Source organism: Mycobacterium sp. SP-6446 (genome assembly GCF_001954045.1).
Classification (GTDB): Bacteria; Actinomycetota; Actinomycetes; order Mycobacteriales; family Mycobacteriaceae; genus Mycobacterium.
Genome location: NZ_MBEM01000230.1, coordinates 26276 through 44359 on the forward strand (window position 1 = coordinate 26276; position 18084 = coordinate 44359).

19 protein-coding genes and 1 pseudogene are annotated in these 18084 nt (G+C 65.1%); 13 read left to right on the plus strand and 7 right to left on the minus strand.

The window, feature by feature from the left end; translation table 11 throughout:
• The first annotated feature begins 411 nt into the window (after nt 1-411).
• A complete protein-coding gene (locus A5736_RS20350; protein WP_175611345.1) occupies nt 412-1170 on the plus strand; it encodes a prolipoprotein diacylglyceryl transferase in 759 nt (252 codons plus the stop codon).
• Between the two features lie 70 nt (nt 1171-1240).
• On the opposite strand, the gene A5736_RS26125 is transcribed toward A5736_RS20350, so the two are convergent.
• Nucleotides 1241-1411 carry a hypothetical protein gene (locus tag A5736_RS26125; RefSeq protein ID WP_158070244.1) on the minus strand — a complete coding sequence of 57 codons (171 nt, stop codon included), beginning with the start codon at nt 1409-1411 and terminating at the stop codon, nt 1241-1243.
• Nucleotides 1412-1829: 418 nt separating this feature from the next.
• Between A5736_RS26125 and A5736_RS20355 the strand changes: the two are divergent.
• Nucleotides 1830-2258, plus strand: a pseudogene (locus A5736_RS20355) (homocitrate synthase); the annotation flags it as partial.
• A gap of 10 nt (nt 2259-2268) precedes the next feature.
• Here the strand turns inward: A5736_RS20355 and A5736_RS20360 are convergent.
• The gene (locus A5736_RS20360) at nt 2269-3750 is read right to left on the minus strand and encodes a cytochrome P450 (RefSeq protein WP_076248237.1); all 1482 of its coding nucleotides are present in this window, start codon (nt 3748-3750) and stop codon (nt 2269-2271) included.
• A 117-nt stretch (nt 3751-3867) separates the two neighbouring features.
• Between A5736_RS20360 and A5736_RS20365 the strand changes: the two genes are divergently transcribed.
• Together A5736_RS20365 and A5736_RS20370 are read left to right on the plus strand one after the other, a co-directional pair.
• Nucleotides 3868-4500, plus strand: coding sequence for a TetR/AcrR family transcriptional regulator (locus tag A5736_RS20365; RefSeq protein WP_076248238.1), 633 nt, complete (start codon nt 3868-3870; stop codon nt 4498-4500).
• A 27-nt stretch (nt 4501-4527) separates the two neighbouring features.
• The gene (locus A5736_RS20370) at nt 4528-5424 is read left to right on the plus strand and encodes an SDR family oxidoreductase (protein WP_076248240.1); all 897 of its coding nucleotides are present in this window, start codon (nt 4528-4530) and stop codon (nt 5422-5424) included.
• Here A5736_RS20370 and A5736_RS20375 read toward each other — a convergent pair.
• A complete protein-coding gene (locus A5736_RS20375) occupies nt 5386-6426 on the minus strand; it encodes a DNA polymerase IV (RefSeq protein ID WP_175611347.1) in 1041 nt (346 codons plus the stop codon). The two genes, A5736_RS20370 and A5736_RS20375, sit on opposite strands and share 39 nt — an antisense overlap.
• Nucleotides 6414-7022: a TetR/AcrR family transcriptional regulator gene (locus A5736_RS20380; RefSeq protein ID WP_076248242.1), complete on the minus strand. Its 609-nt coding sequence runs from the start codon at nt 7020-7022 to the stop codon at nt 6414-6416. Before A5736_RS20380 ends, A5736_RS20375 begins: the two co-directional genes overlap by 13 nt.
• Nucleotides 7023-7112: 90 nt before the next feature.
• Between A5736_RS20380 and A5736_RS20385 the strand changes: the two genes are divergently transcribed.
• The 7 genes from A5736_RS20385 to A5736_RS20420 all read left to right on the plus strand — a co-directional run bounded on the left by A5736_RS20385 (nt 7113) and on the right by A5736_RS20420 (nt 14062).
• Nucleotides 7113-7682, plus strand: a complete 570-nt coding sequence (locus tag A5736_RS20385) for an NAD(P)H-dependent oxidoreductase (RefSeq protein ID WP_139333466.1) — start codon at nt 7113-7115, stop codon at nt 7680-7682.
• 515 nt (nt 7683-8197) lie between these two features.
• The gene (locus A5736_RS20395) at nt 8198-8437 is read left to right on the plus strand and encodes a redoxin NrdH (protein WP_076063331.1); all 240 of its coding nucleotides are present in this window, start codon (nt 8198-8200) and stop codon (nt 8435-8437) included.
• A gap of 35 nt (nt 8438-8472) precedes the next feature.
• Nucleotides 8473-8925: a class Ib ribonucleoside-diphosphate reductase assembly flavoprotein NrdI gene (nrdI, locus tag A5736_RS20400; protein ID WP_076121685.1), complete on the plus strand. Its 453-nt coding sequence runs from the start codon at nt 8473-8475 to the stop codon at nt 8923-8925.
• Nucleotides 8895-11060: a class 1b ribonucleoside-diphosphate reductase subunit alpha gene (gene nrdE, locus A5736_RS20405; protein ID WP_076121683.1), complete on the plus strand. Its 2166-nt coding sequence runs from the start codon at nt 8895-8897 to the stop codon at nt 11058-11060. Before nrdI ends, nrdE begins: the two co-directional genes overlap by 31 nt.
• Nucleotides 11061-11194: 134 nt before the next feature.
• Nucleotides 11195-11926, plus strand: a complete 732-nt coding sequence (locus A5736_RS20410) for a TetR/AcrR family transcriptional regulator (protein ID WP_139333467.1) — start codon at nt 11195-11197, stop codon at nt 11924-11926.
• A 101-nt stretch (nt 11927-12027) separates the two neighbouring features.
• Nucleotides 12028-13572 (plus strand): NAD(P)/FAD-dependent oxidoreductase, encoded by a 1545-nt coding sequence (locus A5736_RS20415; protein WP_076248244.1) that lies wholly within the window; start codon nt 12028-12030, stop codon nt 13570-13572.
• 31 nt (nt 13573-13603) lie between these two features.
• Entirely contained in the window at nt 13604-14062 is a 459-nt protein-coding gene (locus tag A5736_RS20420) for a universal stress protein (protein ID WP_076121678.1), read from the plus strand.
• 8 nt (nt 14063-14070) lie between these two features.
• Here the strand turns inward: A5736_RS20420 and A5736_RS20425 are convergent, their stop codons facing one another.
• Genes A5736_RS20425 through A5736_RS20435 form a run of 3 tightly spaced genes read right to left on the minus strand, consistent with a single transcriptional unit; the run spans nt 14071 to nt 16658 of the window.
• Nucleotides 14071-14613 carry a TetR/AcrR family transcriptional regulator gene (locus A5736_RS20425; protein WP_076248245.1) on the minus strand — a complete coding sequence of 181 codons (543 nt, stop codon included), beginning with the start codon at nt 14611-14613 and terminating at the stop codon, nt 14071-14073.
• A complete protein-coding gene (locus tag A5736_RS20430; protein WP_076121673.1) occupies nt 14597-15043 on the minus strand; it encodes an SRPBCC family protein in 447 nt (148 codons plus the stop codon). The genes A5736_RS20425 and A5736_RS20430 overlap by 17 nt, the downstream gene beginning before the upstream one ends.
• A gap of 34 nt (nt 15044-15077) precedes the next feature.
• Entirely contained in the window at nt 15078-16658 is a 1581-nt protein-coding gene (locus A5736_RS20435; RefSeq protein WP_076248247.1) for an NAD(P)/FAD-dependent oxidoreductase, read from the minus strand.
• Between the two features lie 80 nt (nt 16659-16738).
• Between A5736_RS20435 and A5736_RS20440 the strand changes: the two genes are divergently transcribed.
• Nucleotides 16739-17353, plus strand: coding sequence for a TetR/AcrR family transcriptional regulator (locus tag A5736_RS20440; RefSeq protein WP_076248249.1), 615 nt, complete (start codon nt 16739-16741; stop codon nt 17351-17353).
• A 195-nt stretch (nt 17354-17548) separates the two neighbouring features.
• Nucleotides 17549-18084: ribonucleotide-diphosphate reductase subunit beta (locus A5736_RS20445; RefSeq protein WP_175611346.1), on the plus strand; the 536-nt coding region annotated here is incomplete at its 3' end.

The following is an 18084-nucleotide window of genomic DNA, read 5'->3' on the forward strand; positions in this document are numbered from 1 at the left end:
CTAACACCACCAACGACAGGGGATAACCACTATTCAACACATGTAAACCAAGAGGTTTGGGCCGACATCCCGCAGGTCAACGGGCCCGCGGCCGATCGGCCGCGGGACGACGCGCCCCGGGTGGGTGCTTGGTTGAACCTGTTACGCGACGGTGGGCGGCGGCGCCATTACCGAGGAAGGTGGCCCCGCAGCCGGGGCCGGAATCGGCGCCGGCTCTCCTGTTTGTGCCGCACACCCCGTCGGGAGGACGACCGCAACAAGGCCCGCGCCCAATGCCGCGGCTTTCAGGGGCCTCTTGTTCTTCGCATCCATCGACTTGCCCTTTCACTTGCCGGTGCGTGGCCACGAATTGCGCCTGACACCACCAAGCAGATGCTATGCCTTTTATTAGACACAAGTAAGATACTGCGGGTGAAAAGCACGCCGACTACCCGGACGTCGCGGTGGTTGGGGCGACGGTACCTGTTCCACATTGGGCGACATGGCATCCCGACCTTCGCGGGACTCCTTTACGTCGGCTTTGCGCTCGGTGTGGCATTCGGTGGGCACGAAACCGGCTTGGGTTACTCGCGTTTCGCGCCGGCCGCGCTAATCCTGCTGGTGTTCGCCCTGATCGGCGCGCGCATCTGGTACTTCATTGGCCACCCGCAATCGCTTGCCGAAGGTGCCGTGCGCGTGCAGGACGCCGGCGCCGCGCTCTACGGCGGCTTGGTGCTCAGCTTCGCGGTCTCGTGGCCGGTGCTGCACCTCATGGGGCTGGAGTTCTGGCGAGCCTGGGACGGCGTGGGCATCATCATGCTCGTCGGGATGGCCGTGACGCGCATCGGCTGCCTGATCAATGGCTGCTGCTCTGGACGAGAAACGCAGGGGCCCTTCGGGTTATGGCTGCCCGACGAGCGCGGCGAATGGAAGCGGCGGTACCCGACACAGCTCTTCGAAGCGGGTTGGTCGGCAATGATTTTGGGTGTGGGAGTGTGGTTGTACGAGCCGTCCGCACGTCCCGGATTGCTATTTCTGGGTTCGGCCGCGGCGTACGGGACTGGCCGGCTCGGTCTGGAATTGCTGCGCGCGGACGCCGCGAGCACCGCCCTGCCGACGCGTCTCAATGTGGCGTTTTCCGCGGTGCTGGCGGCGGTCTCGCTGGGGGCGTTCGTACTCAAACTGCGGTAACCGCCGTCGTTGTGCCGGCCGAAAAGCCCGACGACGACGACGTGCCCGCGTGGGTGCCCTGTTGAACCTTTTACTCGACCGTGGGCGGCGGCGCCACGACCGTGACCGGCGCTCCCAGAGATCCCGCGGGAATCTCGACCGGCGACGACGTCATCAGACATCCCGTCGGTAGCAGCAATAGCCCGACAAGTCCCGCGCCGAGTGCCACGGCTTTCAGAACCTTTTTGCGCTTCGCATTCATTGGCTTGCCTTTCACGTGCCTGTAGGTGACCACGATCGCGCCTAGAACCACCAAGCAGATGCTATGCCTTTTTTGACGCACAAGTAAGTTTTTCGGGCGAAAAGCACGCCGAAGAGCGGTCGTCGCGCCGGTTGGGGCGAAGGTACCTGTCTAGCATTGGGCGACTTGGCATTTCGTTTCGCTGCGGGCGTTCGTAGTGAAACCGCCGTAAAGGCAGTTGCGTTGCCCGCCGGCGACGGCTAGCCTCGGCGCTCGTGCGTCTTCTCAAGCGTGCCGTAGTAGCCAGTACCCGCAGCGGGGTCTGATCCAGACCGACCCCCCGCTGTGGGTCGGAAGCTACGCCGTCGGTCGCTCCTGCTGATCAGAGAAGCCCGACACCATGCCCCTTTCGAAGCCAGTTTCGCAGCCTCTTCCCACGTTGCCGCGCGGTCTGCGGGAGCGAGCCGAGGCGATGACGTGGGAGAACTTCGTCGCGACCTACGGCCCCACGGCCGGCCCGCTGCGACTCGGGCACTGGGCGTGCACGGACGCCGATCGGCCCGCGGCGCGACTGGGTCCGCAAGCCCGCAACTTTCGGGCGATGATCGCCGTCGGCGACCGCATCAGCGTCTCCACCGCCTCTGCCACCGGACCGATCGCCGCACTCACCGAGATGCTGCACGAGCGCGGAATCACCGTCGAGACACTGAGGTTCCATCAGCTGCGATCGGGCGAATTCACCGCCACCTTCATCTGCGGCAGCAACGGGATCCGCTCCGAGTGGGCGATGGGCTGGTCGGAGGATCCGACGCAGTCGGCGCTGCGCGCGGTCATCGCCTGCGCCAACCGGCTGCTCGCAGCCGCCTAGGCCGGCCGCGTCAGAGCGGGCGCAGCACGATCGGCATGCCGTCCTTCGGAATCGGCATGCCGCCGTAGTCCCAGCTCGGCTGGTAGCCGGGCCGGGGCAGTTCCAGTCGGTAGCGGCGCAGCAGCCGGTGCAGGATCGTCTTGACCTCCAACCGCCCGAAGGTCATCCCGATGCACTTGTGTGCACCGCCACCGAATGGCGTGAACGCGTAGCGGTGTCGCTTGTGCTCGCTGCGCGGCTCGCAGAACCGCTCCGGGTCGAACTTCAACGGATCCGTCCAGAGTTCCGGCAGGCGATGATTCATCCCGGGGTACGCAATGACGTTGGTGCCCTTGGGAATGTAGTAGCCAAGCAGGTCGGTGTCGCGCACCGTCTGCCGCATCGCCCACTGCACCGGGGTCACGATCCGAATCGACTCGTCCATCACCAGGTCGAGTGACTCCAGCTTCTCCAGCGACTCGATGTCGAGCGGGCCGTCGCCTAGGCGGTCGGATTCGTCGCGGCAGCGCTGCTGCCATTCCGGATTGGCCGCCAGGTGATAAACCATCGTCGTCGCGGTCGATGTCGACGTGTCGTGGGCGGCCATCATCAAGAAGATCATGTGGTTGACGATGTCCTCGTCGGAGAACTTGTTGCCGTCTTCGTCCTCGGACTCGCACAACACCGACAGCAGATCGGTGCCGTTCTTTCCGCGTTGTTCCTTGACCCGTTCGCGGAAGTAGTTCTCCAGCAGCTCGCGCGCTTTGAGGCCGCGCCACCAGGTGAACGGCGGCACGCTGGTGCGGATGATCGCGTTGCCCGCGCGGGTGGTGACGGTGAATGCCTTGTTGATCTTGGTGACCAACTCGTGGTCGGTGCCGGGCTCGTGGCCCATGAACACCATCGACGCGATGTCGAGGGTCAGCTCCTTCATCGCCGGGTAAAGCAGGAAGCGCGCGTCGTTGATCACCCAATCGTCGGCGACCACCTGCGACACGACCTTGTCCATCTGCTCGACGTAGCTGACCAGCCGGGAGCGGACGAACGCCTCCTGCATGATCCGGCGGTGGAACATGTGCTCGTCGAAGTCGAGCAGCATCAGCCCGCGGTGGAAGAACGGCCCGATCACCGGGACCCAGCCCTGCTGCGAGTAGTCCTTGTTGCGGTTGGAGTAGATGACCTGCGCGGCGTCCGGGCCCAGCGCCGCGACCCCCGGCAGGACGGGCGAGTCCCCGAACACGACCGGCCCCTTGGTCTGGTAGAGGAACATCAGATAGTCCGGCCCGCCGCGCAGCATCTCGATGATGTGCCCGATGACCGGCAGTCCCGCGTCACCCAGGACCGGCTTGAGCCCGCTGCCGGGCGGCGGATCGGCGAGCTTGTGCTCCGGAAATTGGGTGTTCAGCAGCCTTCGTTCGACCAGTCCCATGCCGGGAAAGTTGTTGATCGACGGGGTAAATCGGCGCCGCGCCTGGTCGAGCAGGTAGTGCGGGGTGCTGATGGTGGCGGCCATGGACGCTCCTTTGCGATCCCGGGACACGTGCGCGCTAGCACTTCAGCCCATCCTGAAGTCCGAACTTGACGCCTGTCAAGTTTTGGTCTTTTCTGAACGGGATGACAAGGTCAGACCATGGCAGCCGACCCGACGCCCACCGCCCGGCGTAGCCGCGGCGATCTTCAGCGGGAGGCGATCGTCAGCGCGGTGCGGGAACTGCTGCAAGAGGGTTCGTTCGCGGACCTGTCCGTTAGCACCATCAGCGAGCGGGCCCGCATCGCACGGTCGGGCTTCTACTTCTACTTCGACTCCAAGTACGACGTGCTCGCCGTGATCCTGGCCGAGGCAACGCACGAACTCGAGGAGCTCACGCAGTACTTCGCGCCGCGCGCGCCCGGCGAGACGCCGGCGGCGTTTGCGCGGCGGATGGTCGGCAGCGCCGCCACGGTGTTCGCCCACAACGACCCGATCATGACCGCGTGCAACGACGCGCGGAACACGGACGCGAAGATCCGGGAAATCCTGGACGGCCAGATCGACGTCGTGATCGACCAGATTGTCAGCATCGTCGACGACGAAATCGCCGCCGGCACAGCGCATCCGATCAGTGACGATGTACCGGCTCTCGTCCGCATGCTCGGCGCGACCACGGCGATGATGCTGTCGGGCGACGTCACCTTCCTCGGTGCCGACCGTGACGTGGAGCGCGGCGTGCGGGTGCTCGAGCAGTTGTGGCTCAATTCGCTGTGGGGCGGCGGTCAGAGCTAAGGCGTTACCGGCGGTATCGTCACGGCCATGGCGCAGAATGGATATTTCGCGGGGAAGCGGTGTCTGGTCACCGGTGCGGCGAGCGGCATCGGCCGCGCCACCGCGTTACGGCTGGCCGCGCAGGGAGCCGAACTGTATCTGACCGACCGCAATCCCGAAGGCCTTGAGCTGACGGCCGCCGACGCCCGCGCGGCGGGCGCGAGCGTGCCGGAGTACCGGGCCCTGGACATCGCCGACTATGACGACGTGGCGGCGTTCGCCGCCGCCATTCATGCCAAGCAACCCAGCATGGACGTGGTGATGAACATCGCCGGGGTATCGGCCTGGGGAACCGTCGACCGGTTGACCCATGAGCAGTGGAGCAAGATGGTCGCGATCAACCTGATGGGTCCGATCCACGTCATCGAGACGTTCGTCCCCGCGATGGTGGCAGCCCGGCGGGGTGGGCACTTGGTCAACGTGTCGTCGGCGGCCGGGCTGGTCGCGCTGCCCTGGCACGCCGCGTACAGCGCCAGCAAGTTCGGACTGCGTGGCGTATCCGAAGTGCTGCGCTTCGACCTGGCCCGGCACCGCATCGGGGTGTCGCTCGTGGTGCCCGGCGCGGTGAAGACCCCGTTGGTCAACACCGTCGAGATCGCCGGGGTCGATCGCGAGGACCCCAACGTCCGCCGGTGGATAGATCGCTTCAGCGGTCACGCCGTCTCGCCGGAGAGGGCGGCCGACAAGATCTTGTCCGGGGTCGCAAAGAACAAGTACCTCATCTATACCTCGCAGGACATCCGGGCGCTGTACGCGTTCAAGCGGCTGGCGTGGTGGCCCTACAGCGTGGCGATGCGCCGGGTCAACGTCATTTTCACGCGCGCGCTACGGCCCGCCCCGGTGCCGTCACGCCGGCAGGACCAACTCGAGTCGCACCCCGAGTAGCCGGACCGGCCGGTCGAGTTCGAAGAGGTCCAGGACGCGCAGCGCGGCCGCGACGATGACGTCGGCGTCGGTGGTGGGCGCGGCCAGCTTGCGGATCTTGGTGCGGGTGTAGAACGTCGCGGTGCGCACGGTGACCGCGACCCGGGTGACGATCCGCCCGTCCGCCACGACATCGTCGAGCGCTTGGCGGGCCAATGCCGTTACCGCCGAATCCATTTCGGCGCGATCGGTGAGATCGCGCGGAAACGTCACAACGTGGCTTCGGGAGCGCGGAACCCACGGCTCCGCGCTGACTTCCGCGTCGCCGCCACCCTTGGCGAGCAGCAACAGCCAGAGGCCGGTGCGCGGGCCGAAGGTGGACGTCAGCAGCTCGGCGTCGCCGTGGGCGAGTTCGCGAACCGTCGTTATCCCCAGGGCCGCAAGCTTTTTCGCAGTCTTGGGGCCGACGCCCCACAAGGCGTCGACGGGCCGGTCGGCCATCACATTCATCCAGTTCGCGTCGGTGAGGACGAAGACGCCGGCCGGTTTCGCGAAGCCGGTGGCGACCTTGGCCCGCTGTTTGTTGTCGCTGATGCCCACCGAGCAGGACAGCCCGGTCTCGGAGGAGATGACGGTCTGGATCTTTTCGGCGATTTCGATGGGGTGCTCGCCGGCGAAACCGACGTAGGCCTCGTCCCAGCCCCACACCTCGACGGGGTGCCCCAGGTCGCGCAGTAATCCCATCACCTCGTCGGACGCCGCGTCGTAGGCGGCGGGATCCGACGGGAGGAACGTGGCGCCCGGGCAGCGGCGAGCGGCGGTGCGTAACGGCATGCCCGCGTGCACACCGAACTCGCGCGCCTCGTACGAGGCGCAGGTGACGACCTTGCGCGGTTCGGTGGGATCGCCGCTGCCGCCGACGATCACCGGCAGCCCGGCCAGTTCGGGGTGGCGCCGCAGTTCGACCGACGCCAGAAACTGGTCGAGGTCCACGTGCAGGACCCAGTTGGTCACCGCCCGCACAGCTTGCGCGCCACGCTTTCCCACGCGTCGCCCAACGTCTCGAGGGTGTGGCCACCGTCCTTGAGTTGGTGCTCGACGTAGTTCACATTGAGCAGTGCGAGCAGGGCGTCGGCCTGAGCGTCGAGGTCGCCGGTGGTGTGCGCCGCCTGGAGCAGCACCCGGACGTGGGTGCGGTGTACCAAGACGGGCGCGCTGTTGCGGGTCTGCGGATCGCGGTGGGCTTCCGACAGCAGCTCGTGGTGGGCGTGGACGAATCGCATGCGCTCCTGGCCGAAGGCCACCAGCCGATCCATCGGGGGCGCATCGGGACCCAGCGGCGGCGGCCCGAACAGGAATGCCTGCTGACTCGCCCGCTCGTCGTCGTCGAGCAGCACCATCATCAGGCCGGCCCGGTTGCCGAATCGGCGGAAGACGGTGCCCTTGCCGACCCCGGCGGCCGCAGCGACATCGTCCATGGTGACGGCGTCCGCGCCGCGCAGCTTGACCAGGTTGCGCGCGGCGTCCAGCAGGAGCGCGCGATTGCGCGCCGCGTCACCTCGCTCCTGAGGGAGCTGTTGGGGAGCGGACACCGGCAACTCGCGCAACCCATCGCTCATACCTGCACTTTAACGCGTTCGGAATAAAACGGACCAGGGTCCGGTTTGGTCGTGCAAAGATGTACACCAAGAACCGAAGGGAACCGAACAGTGCCAGAGAACAAGTCCGACATCAAAGTCTTGGCGTTGGTGGGCAGCCTGCGAGCAGCGTCGATCAACCGTCAGATTGCCGAGCTGGCGGCGGCGGTCGCTCCCGACGGCGTCAGTGTCACGCTGTTCGAAGGGCTTGCACAGGTGCCGTTCTACAACGAGGAGATCGACGACGCGATGACGCCCGATGCCCCGGCGCTGGCTGCGGTGGAGGCGCTGCGCGGGGCGGCGGCCGACGCGGACGCCGCTTTGGTGGTCACCCCCGAGTACAACGGCAGCATCCCGGCCGTCGTCAAGAACGCGATCGACTGGCTCTCGCGACCGTTCGGAAACGGCGCGCTGAAGGGCAAGCCGCTGGCGGTGATCGGGGGGTCGTTCGGCCAGTACGGCGGGGTATGGGCGCACGACGAAACCCGCAAGTCGTTCGGGATTGCCGGCGCGTCGGTGGTCGAGTCGATCAAGCTGTCGGTGCCGTTCAAAACGTTGGAAGGCAGGGCTCCCGCGGAGCACGCCGAGCTGTCGGCGAATGTGCGCGACGTTGTGGGCAAGCTCGCCGCGGAAGTCGGTTGATTTGGCTTGAATTTGGGGAAAGCCGACAAGCCGCCCCGCGGCGACCAGCACCGTTTCGACAACCGAATAGCCAAAGCCGCCAGTTGCCGCTGGCGGCTTTGCTAGCGCGGGGCGAACGCGCCGCCCGAACCGGCTCAAAACACGCAATGTCGGTGGCCGGTGATATACCGGTCCGTATGGGCATCCGCGGGGCGATATGTGATCTGCGACACGCCGAGCGCGTGGCCGTCGCAAGCCTTACGACCAGGGAATTTCAAAATTGTTATTCCGAACATCTTGTATCTCGACAACTTGTCGGCCACTAGGTGTAGTGTTTCGAGCACCGGCAGATCCCAGGATCCCCAAGCTGGCCGGGCATGGGGCACCTCCCGGAATCGGTACCGCCAGGCCGTTCGGTCTGACCTCCGCAAAACGGGAATCTGGGGCCTTGACGGGCCGCTGAACATAGCACAGACGTAGTACCCCCAGCAGTTGCCAGTCCGTTATAAGTTCCCTTCCGCAAAGGAGCGGCATCCATGAGCGTCACCGTGTACACCAAGCCGGCATGCGTGCAGTGCAGCGCCACCTTCAAGGCTCTGGACAAACAGGGCATCGCCTACGACAAGGTCGACATCACCCTGGACTCCGAGTCCCGCGACTACGTGATGGCGCTGGGCTACCTGCAAGCCCCCGTGGTGGTGGCCGGCAACGACCACTGGTCCGGCTTCCGGCCCGATCGCATCAAGGCGCTTGCTGGAGCCGCGCTGAGCGCCTAGTGCAGTAGATGAGCAAGTAAGGAGGTTGCGGTGCCATGGACACCACGCAGCGCAACCTGGTCTATTTTTCGTCGGTGTCGGAGAACACCCATCGCTTCGTGCAGAAGCTGGGTGTTCCCGCCACCCGAATCCCGCTGCATGGCCGGATCGAGGTCGATCAGCCATACGTGCTGATACTGCCGACGTACGGCGGCGGCCGGGCCACGCCGGACATCAACGACGGTGGCTACGTCCCGAAACAGGTCATCGCCTTTTTGAACAACGAGCACAACAGGTCGTTGATCCGCGGCGTCATCGCGGCGGGCAACAACAACTTCGGTGCGGAATTCGCCTACGCGGGTGAAGTGGTCTCCCGCAAGTGCGGCGTTCCGTACCTCTACCGCTTCGAACTGATGGGAACCCCGGACGACGTGGATGCCGTCCGAGCCGGTCTCGCCGACTTTTGGAAGGAACAGACGTGCCACCAACCGTCACTGCAGAGCCTGTAGCCGCCGGCACGCACGTGTCGCCCGAGGAGACGGACTACCACGCTCTGAACGCGATGCTGAACCTGTACGACAAGGACGGCAGGATTCAGTTCGACAAGGACGTGCTGGCGGCGCGCCAGTACTTCCTGGAGCACGTCAACCAGAACACGGTCTTCTTCCACAATCAGGACGAGAAGCTCGACTACCTGATTCGCGAAAACTATTACGAGCGTGAGGTTCTCGACCAGTACTCGCGCAACTTCGTTAAGGAGCTGCTGGACCGCGCCTACGCCAAGAAGTTCCGCTTCCCGACGTTTCTGGGCGCGTTCAAGTACTACACCTCCTACACGCTGAAGACGTTCGACGGCAAGCGCTACCTGGAGCGCTTCGAGGACCGCGTGGTCATGGTCGCGCTGACGCTGGCGGCCGGCGACACCGGACTGGCCGAGAAGCTGGTCGACGAGATCATCGACGGCCGGTTCCAGCCGGCCACCCCGACGTTCTTGAACTCGGGCAAGAAGCAGCGCGGTGAACCGGTTTCGTGCTTCCTTTTGCGCATCGAGGACAACATGGAGTCGATCGGGCGATCGATCAACTCCGCCCTGCAACTGTCCAAGCGCGGTGGGGGAGTTGCCTTGCTGCTCTCCAACATTCGCGAGCACGGCGCGCCGATCAAGAACATCGAGAACCAGTCCTCGGGCGTCATCCCGATCATGAAGCTGCTCGAGGACTCCTTCTCCTACGCCAATCAGCTGGGGGCGCGCCAGGGCGCCGGCGCGGTGTATCTGCAGGCGCATCACCCCGACATCTATCGCTTCCTGGACACCAAGCGGGAGAACGCCGACGAGAAGATCCGCATCAAAACGCTGAGCCTCGGCGTGGTGATCCCCGACATCACCTTCGAGCTGGCCAAGAAGAACGAGGACATGTACCTGTTCTCGCCGTACGACGTGGAGCGGGTGTACGGCGTGCCGTTCGCCGATATCTCGGTGACCGAGAAGTACTACGAGATGGTCGACGACGCGCGCATCCGCAAGACCAAGATCAAGGCGCGGGAGTTCTTCCAGACGCTGGCCGAGCTGCAGTTCGAGTCCGGCTACCCGTACATCATGTTCGAGGACACGGTGAACCGGGCCAATCCCATCGAGGGCAAGATCACCCATTCCAACCTGTGCTCGGAGATCCTGCAGGTGTCGACGCCGTCGGTGTTCAACGACGACTTGTCGTATGCCAAAGTGGGCAAAGACATTTCGTGCAACCTGGGATCGCTGAACATCGCGAAGACGATGGACTCGCCGGACTTCGCCCAGTCGATCGAGGTCGCGATCCGCGCGCTGACCGCGGTCAGCGACCAGACGCATATCACCTCGGTGCCCTCGATCGAGCAGGGCAACAACGATTCTCACGCGATCGGGCTCGGGCAGATGAACCTGCACGGCTACCTGGCCCGCGAGGGCATCTTCTACGGTTCCGAGGAAGGTGTCGACTTCACCAACATCTACTTCTACACGGTGCTATATCACGCGCTGCGGGCCTCCAACCGCATCGCGATCGAACGCGGCACGCACTTCAAGGGTTTCGAGCGGTCCAAGTACGCGTCGGGCGAGTTCTTCGACAAGTACACCGAGCAGGTGTGGGAGCCGGCGACCGACAAGGTGCGTCAGCTGTTCGCCGATGCCGAGATCCGCATTCCCACGCAGGACGATTGGAAGCGCCTGAAGGAATCGGTTCAGGCGCACGGCATCTACAACCAGAACCTGCAGGCGGTCCCGCCGACCGGGTCGATCTCCTACATCAACCACTCGACGTCGTCGATCCACCCGATCGTGTCGAAGGTCGAAATCCGCAAGGAGGGCAAGATCGGGCGGGTCTACTACCCGGCGCCCTACATGACCAACGACAACCTGGAGTACTACCAGGACGCCTACGAGATCGGCTACGAGAAGATCATCGACACCTACGCCGCGGCCACCCAACACGTGGACCAGGGGCTGTCGCTGACGCTGTTCTTCAAGGACACCGCCACCACCCGCGACGTGAACAAGGCGCAGATCTACGCCTGGCGCAAGGGAATCAAGACGCTCTACTACATCCGGCTGCGCCAGTTGGCGCTGGAAGGCACCGAGGTCGAGGGCTGCGTCTCCTGCATGCTGTGACACTGCGGCGGGTTCGCCGAGCGTGAATCTCGCGACGGATTCACGGCGTGTCGCGTCGAGAAATTCACACTCGCCGAGCTGCGAATTAGCTGGTCTGCCCTGGTCAGCGGCGCCCGCGCGGTATGGTGCATGACGTGGTGAGAATTCCGCGACCACCGCACCCGAGCGTGAAGCCCGGGCGCAAGGTCGACGCGCGCAGCGAACGCTGGCGCGAGCACCGCAAGAAGGTGCGCGGCGAGATCGTCGACGCCGCCTTCCGCGCCATCGACCGCCTCGGGCCCGAGCTGAGCGTGCGGGAAATCGCCGAGGAGGCCGGCACCGCCAAGCCGAAGATCTACCGGCACTTCCACGACAAGTCCGACCTGTTCGAGGCGATCGGGCAACGCCTCCGCGACATGCTGTGGGCGGCCATATTCCCGTCGATCGACCTGAAAACCGATTCGGCCCGCGACGTGATCCAGCGCAGCGTCGAGGAGTACGTCAACCTCGTCGACAAACACCCGAACGTCCTGCGGGTCTTCATCCAGGGCCGTTCCGCCGCGAGCCCAAAGATCCTCGACGAGGGCCGGGGCATCACTCTGGCCATGGCCGACATGTTCGACAACGAGCTCCGTGAGATGGAGCTCGACCACGCGGCGATCGAACTCGCCGGACACGCCGCCTTCGGATCGGCCGCCTCGGCCACGGAGTGGTGGTTGGGCCCCGACCCCGACAGCCCGCGACGCATGCCGCGCGAACAATTCGTGGCCCATCTGACCACCATCATGATGGGGGTCATCGTCGGCACCGCCGAGGCGCTGGGCATCACGATGGACCCCGACCAGCCGATCCACAGCGTCGTGCCCAGCAACCCGGCCGCCAGCTGAGCGGCCGCGACGTTGACATCGCCGCGGCCGTCGATAACACTCGCCTTATCCGATACCCTGGGTACTGGGTATTGCGTCAGCTGAAGGAAGCCCGATCCACCATGACCGATGTCGTAACCGAAGCCGATCCGCGGCCGCAGTCCGACCAACCGCCCGTCCATACCCGCGTCGTCATCATCGGGACGGGGTTCTCCGGGTTGGGCATGGCCATCGCGCTGCAGCAGCAGAGCGTGGACTTCGTCATCCTGGAGAAGGCCGACGACGTCGGCGGCACCTGGCGCGACAACAGCTATCCCGGCTGCGCGTGCGACATCCCCTCGCACCTGTACTCGTTCTCCTTCGAGCCCAAGCCGGACTGGAAGAACCCGTTCTCGTATCAGCCCGAGATCTGGGACTACCTCAAGGGAGTCACCGAGAAGTACGGCCTGCGCCGCTTCATCGAATTCAACTCGCTGGTCGATCGCGCCTATTGGGACGACGACGAGTATCGCTGGCACGTGTTCACCGTCGACGGGCGCGAATACGTCGCCCAGTTCCTGGTCTCGGGGGCCGGCGCGTTACACATTCCCTCGTTCCCCGACATCGAGGGTCGCGACGAATTCGCCGGTCCCGCTTTCCATTCCGCCGAGTGGGATCACAGCGTCGACCTGACCGGCAAGCGGGTGGCGATCATCGGGACCGGAGCCAGCGCCATCCAGATCGTGCCCGAGATCGTCGGGCAGGTCGCCGAGCTCCAGCTCTACCAACGCACCCCCCCGTGGGTGGTGCCGCGCTCCAACCCCGAGATCCCGTCGGCGCTGCGCACGGCGATGGAAAACGTCCCCGGGCTTCGTCCGCTGGTGCGCCTGGCGATCTACTGGGGGCAGGAGGCGCTGGCCTTCGGCATGACCAAGCGCCCCAATGCGCTGAAATTCATTGAGGCGTATTGCAAGTGGAACATTTGGCGCTCGGTGAAAGACCGTGAGCTGCGCCGCAAGCTAACGCCTAAGTACCGCATCGGTTGCAAGCGAATCCTGAACTCCTCCACCTACTATGGCGCCGTCGCGGACCCGAAGACCAAACTGATCACCGACGGCATCACCCGCATCACGCGCGACGGGATCGTCACCGCGGACGGCACCGAACACCGGGCCGACGTGATCGTGTACGCCACCGGCTTCCACGTCACCGACTCCTACACCTACGTCCAGATCAAGGGGCAGCACGGCGAAGACTTGGTCGATCGCTGGAACCGCGAGGGCATCGGTGCGCATCGCGGCATCACCGTCGCCGACGTGCCCAACCTGTTCTTCCTGCTGGGACCGAATACGGGGCTGGGCCACAACTCCGTGGTGTTCATGATCGAATCGCAGATCCGCTACGTCGCCGACGCGATCGCGAAATGCGACAAGATGGGCGCGCAGGCGCTGGCTCCGACCCGCGAAGCGCAGGACCGCTTCAACGACGAGCTGCAGCGCAAGCTCGCCGACTCGGTCTGGAACACCGGCGGGTGCAGCAGCTGGTACCTCGACGAGCACGGCAAGAACACCGTGCTCTGGGGTGGCTACACGTGGCAGTACTGGATGGCGACCCGTTCGGTCAAACCGGAGGAATACCAGTTCTTCGGCGTGGGCAAGGTAGGCAGAAGCCGAGTTCAGGCTTCCTAGTAGGGGAACCGCGCTTTACGCTAGGAGGCTTATGAGCGCCTATCAGACCGTCGTGGTTGGCACCGATGGCTCGGACTCGTCGCTGCGAGCGGTGGAGCGCGCGGCCGCGATCGCTGCGGACAACGGCGCGAAATTGATCGTTGCGACGGCCCATCTGCCCGTCCCGGAAGAAAAGGGCCGCTACGCCATCCCGCCCGGGAGCGACCACGGCCAGGACTACCGGACGGTGGGCGAGGCCCCCTACTACGCGATCCTGCAGAACGCCAGGGAGCGCGCGCATCAAGCCGGGGCCCGGAACGTGGAGGAGAAGTCGATCGTCGGCGCCCCCATCAACGCGCTGGTGCAGCTCGCCGAGGACGTCGATGCCGACCTGCTGGTCGTCGGCAACGTCGGGCTCAGCAGCGTCGCCGGGCGGCTGCTGGGATCAGTCCCATCGGAAGTCTCCCGCAGGTCCAAGACCGACGTGCTGATCGTCCACACCACCGGCTGAAGCACTCGTTAATCGCGGCCTAATAGCTCTGAGAAGGCTTTCGCAGCCGCATCCACCGCGGCGTCGTCGTTCGTGGCCACCAGATCCAGCAGCAGGCCACGAGTGACCGCGAGCCCGAGCCTTGCCATCGCGCCGTCGTAGGGAACGTCGGCGGAAGCCTCGACCTCGCGCAGCCAGTCGTCGACGGCGCCGGGAATCATGCGCGTGAACGGCTTTTCGCCTTGGGCCGCCCGCGAGTAGCACTCGAAGAAGAGCCGCTCCAGCTGGCGCAATTCGGGGCGGCGGAGGTCGGCCCACATCGCGGCGAAGCCTTCGGCCGGGTTGATCGGCAAGCCGGGGACGAGAGCCATCTGCCGGCGCTCGACCTCCTCGACGACCGCCACCAGCAGATCCTCGCGAGACCCGAAGTGGTGCAACAGCATTCGATGGCTGGTGCCGACCGCGGCGGCCACGTCGCGCAGCGACCGGTCGCCGATGCCGTTCGCGGCGAATTCCTCGATCAGCGCATCGAGGAGCTGGCGGCGCCGTTGGGAGTCAGGAGTGCGGGCCATCGGCGCGGCTGAGCTGTTCAGACCGGGCCTTGAGACCTTGGGCCTCGAGTTGCAGGAAGCGCTTGGTCTTCTTGACCATCAGCCGCCCGACGAGCGCACCGAGTGGACCCCGTTGGTCGAGCTGCTGGCGCACCAGCGTGCGGCCGCCGGGTTGGGCGTCGACGTAGTGGCGAGCGGTCACCAGCGAGCCGGGGGAGCGCTGCACCCAGGTCCACGACGAGCCCGGGTCGACCTCGGTGACCTGCCAGACCAGCTTCTGCATGCCGGGCTGCTTGATCGCGAACCGCCTGCCGACGGCGAGCGCTGGTCCGTCCTGCCCGACCAGCGACGTCACTGATGCCGTCCAGTCGGGCCAGTGCTCGACGTCGCTGAAGACCTCCCATACCAATTGCGGCGGTGCGTCGATCTCGATGCTGTCCTCGTTAAACATGTACCAAATGGTACATCTACGGGTCGGGCTTTGCCTAGGCCTGGCCGATGCGGGCGTCGAGACGCTTGAGCGCCGCTTCGGCGCCGTTCCATCCCGGGATGCCGGTCACTCCCGGACCGGGGTGGGTGCACTGGCCGCAGAGGAAGAGCCCGTCGAGCGGCGTGGCGAACTTGTCGGCTCCCTCGACGACGCGGCCGGTCCACAGCTGGTTGGGCTGCAGCAGGCCATGCGAGTAGTCGCCGGCGTGCGCGCTGAAGGTGCTGCCGAAGTAGCGGTTGGAGAACACGACCCGGTTGGTGACGGAGTCGGCGAACCCGGGCGCGAACGTGTCGAAGATTCTTACGCAGGTGTCGGCGTATTGCTCTTTCCAGCTTCGGTTTTCGTCGGCGTCGAGCCCGGTCGGGAAGTAGGGCGTGAAGATCGTTGCGCTGTGCTTGCCTTCGGGCGCCAGCGATGAGTCGACCATGCTGGGGATGTACAGGTAGGTGGGCGGGGCGTCGGGAAGCTGGCCCTTGCGGTATTGCTCCCACGCGTCGCTGATGTATTCCGGTGATGGCGCGTACGCGACGGTGGGACACCATTGTCCATTGTCGTGCATGAAAGGCTGCAGTCGCTCGATCCACTGGGGCGCCTGGTCGATCGTCAGGTGCGCCTGGATGTATCCGAGATTGAAGTTGATTTCCTTGATCTTCCGGATGTAGTCGGGCGGAAAATGTTGCGCGCCGGCGAGATTCACGAAGGTGGTGTACGGGTCGAGCGAGGAGAGCACGACGTCGGCCGAAATCGTTGTGCCGTCGCGCAATTCGACACCGGTGGCCCGCCCGTCGGTGACCAGGATCTGCTTGACGTGCTGTTTGAGCTGCACCTCGGCGCCCAGCGATTCCGCGCGCCGGCACAGCGCCGTGCTGAGTGAGCCGATGCCGCCGCGCGGCATGATGTATTCGACGTTGCCGCCGCCGATCAGGTAGTGATACAGCGTCGACGCGTTCGAGCCCGGGGTCCACGGGCCGCCGTCGAACGCATCGATGGACATCGCCGCCAGCGAGCCCTGGATGCAACGGGCCTGGTCCGGCGCCAGGAAGCGGCGGACCGTGTCCATCGTGCTGCCGTACCACATCTGGGCGAAGTCGTGGCGGTCCTCGGGCGTGGGCTGGGCGGCGATCACCTCGATGATGTCCAGCGGGGGACCGAAAGCCGAATCGACGAAATACGGTGCGAACCGGCCGATGTGGGCGAACAAGCCGCCCAGCGCCGCCGCCGTGTCGGCGCCATGATCGTCGAGCAGGTGGCGGGCCATGCGTTCGAGGTCGTTGTACATCACGAAGGGGGTGTCCCCGGGCTCGCCGAACGTGCACGTCGACGTCCATTGGTCCATCAGCTCGAAGCCCCACTTGGTCAGCTCCAGGCGCTCGGTCATCTCCTGGCGCCAGATCAGCACCGCCCACGCGCCGACGCTGTGCTTGTAGCCGTCGAAGAGTTCCCGGGTCGCGGCCATCCCGCCGAGGAAGTGCGCCCGTTCCAGCACAAGCACTTTCGCGCCGCCCTTAGCCAGCACGTTCGCCGCAACCAGACCGTTGTGACCGGCCCCGATGACGATCGCGTCGTAGTCCGCCATGGTGACTCCTCGAGTGTGAGCGCATCTGAACGCACAATGTCACATATGACATATTTGCGTCAATGGTGACATTTTGTGGCATGCTGGCAGGCGTGGAATCGCGTAGGCAGCGCACGCGTCAGGCGTTGCTGCACGCGGCGATGAAGCGTTTCGTCGCCGACGGCGTGCACCAAACCAGCGTCGCCGACATCGCCGGCGACGTCGGGGTGACCGAGCGGACCTTCTATCGGCACTTCCCGTCCAAGCACGCGGTGATATTCGCCGACTACGACATCGGCTTCGAATGGTTCGCCCGCGCGTTGGCGCTGCGCCCGCACGGCGAGCCCATCACGGCGTCGGTGCGAAAAGCCGTGGACGCCTTCCCTTTTGACTTCGCGATGGTCCGCGAGGCCGCCACCATCCGATCTCGCGACCTGGATCAGGACATCATCACCACGCACATTCGACGGATGCGCGATCAGGTCGCCGACGAGATCGCGCGCTTCATCCACGAACGATCGGCGCCCGCCGCCGACGGGGCCATGATCGCCGACATCGCGGCGCACAGCCTGGCGACCGCGGTGTTCGTCGCGCTGGAGGCGTGGATGGCAAAAGACGAGCACGACATCGACGACCTGGGCCGGCTGACCGACATGGCGCTGAGCGCACTGGAGGATGGGCTCACCCACACGTTGCGCAAGGTGGGACTGGACTAGGCCGCGCTGCCTCCGCGCCGAACGTGCACTCACTGCGAGATTTCGGTCCGTTTTTCGCAATGAGTACACGCTCGGTGAAGCGAGAGTTCGCGACACGCAAGCACAACGTCTTGTGTTGCGGCGGGTTGTCGCACCCCAGGGGTAGTGTTTGAAGCCTGAGTACCGCAGGCAAACGTCTGGTGAAGTGGGGTTCTGGTGAGCGAAAAATTGAAGCTGATTGACCGCGTCTCGGCGATCAACTGGAACCGGCTGCAAGACGAAAAAGACGCCGAGGTCTGGGATCGGCTGACCGGCAATTTCTGGCTGCCCGAGAAGGTGCCGGTGTCCAACGACATCCCGTCCTGGGGCACGCTGACGGCTCACGAAAAGCAGATGACCATGCGGGTTTTCACTGGCCTGACGCTGCTGGACACCATCCAGGGCACGGTCGGGGCGGTGAGCCTGATCCCCGACGCGCTGACCCCGCACGAGGAAGCGGTGTACACGAACATCGCGTTCATGGAGTCGGTGCACGCGCGCAGCTACAGCAACATCTTCTCGACGTTGTGCTCGACCGCCGAGATCGACGACGCGTTCCGCTGGTCGGAGGAGAACCCCAACCTGCAGCGCAAAGCCGAGATCGTCATGCAGTACTACAAGGGCGACGAGCCGCTCAAGCGCAAGGTGGCCTCCACGCTGCTGGAGAGTTTCCTCTTCTACTCCGGGTTCTATCTGCCGATGTACTGGTCGAG

Coding starts and splice junctions, on each gene's coding strand:
- A5736_RS20360 (WP_076248237.1), bottom strand. CDS start 3,750: ATGGCCGCCACCATCAGCACCCCGCACTACCTGCTCGACCAGGCGCGG.
- A5736_RS20425 (WP_076248245.1), bottom strand. CDS start 14,613: ATGGCCCGCACTCCTGACTCCCAACGGCGCCGCCAGCTCCTCGATGCG.
- A5736_RS20420 (WP_076121678.1), top strand. CDS start 13,604: ATGAGCGCCTATCAGACCGTCGTGGTTGGCACCGATGGCTCGGACTCG.
- A5736_RS20380 (WP_076248242.1), bottom strand. CDS start 7,022: ATGAGCGATGGGTTGCGCGAGTTGCCGGTGTCCGCTCCCCAACAGCTC.
- A5736_RS20440 (WP_076248249.1), top strand. CDS start 16,739: ATGCTGGCAGGCGTGGAATCGCGTAGGCAGCGCACGCGTCAGGCGTTG.
- nrdI (WP_076121685.1), top strand. CDS start 8,473: ATGGACACCACGCAGCGCAACCTGGTCTATTTTTCGTCGGTGTCGGAG.
- A5736_RS20370 (WP_076248240.1), top strand. CDS start 4,528: ATGGCGCAGAATGGATATTTCGCGGGGAAGCGGTGTCTGGTCACCGGT.
- A5736_RS20430 (WP_076121673.1), bottom strand. CDS start 15,043: ATGTTTAACGAGGACAGCATCGAGATCGACGCACCGCCGCAATTGGTA.
- A5736_RS20395 (WP_076063331.1), top strand. CDS start 8,198: ATGAGCGTCACCGTGTACACCAAGCCGGCATGCGTGCAGTGCAGCGCC.
- A5736_RS20365 (WP_076248238.1), top strand. CDS start 3,868: ATGGCAGCCGACCCGACGCCCACCGCCCGGCGTAGCCGCGGCGATCTT.
- A5736_RS26125 (WP_158070244.1), bottom strand. CDS start 1,411: ATGAATGCGAAGCGCAAAAAGGTTCTGAAAGCCGTGGCACTCGGCGCG.
- A5736_RS20415 (WP_076248244.1), top strand. CDS start 12,028: ATGACCGATGTCGTAACCGAAGCCGATCCGCGGCCGCAGTCCGACCAA.
- A5736_RS20435 (WP_076248247.1), bottom strand. CDS start 16,658: ATGGCGGACTACGACGCGATCGTCATCGGGGCCGGTCACAACGGTCTG.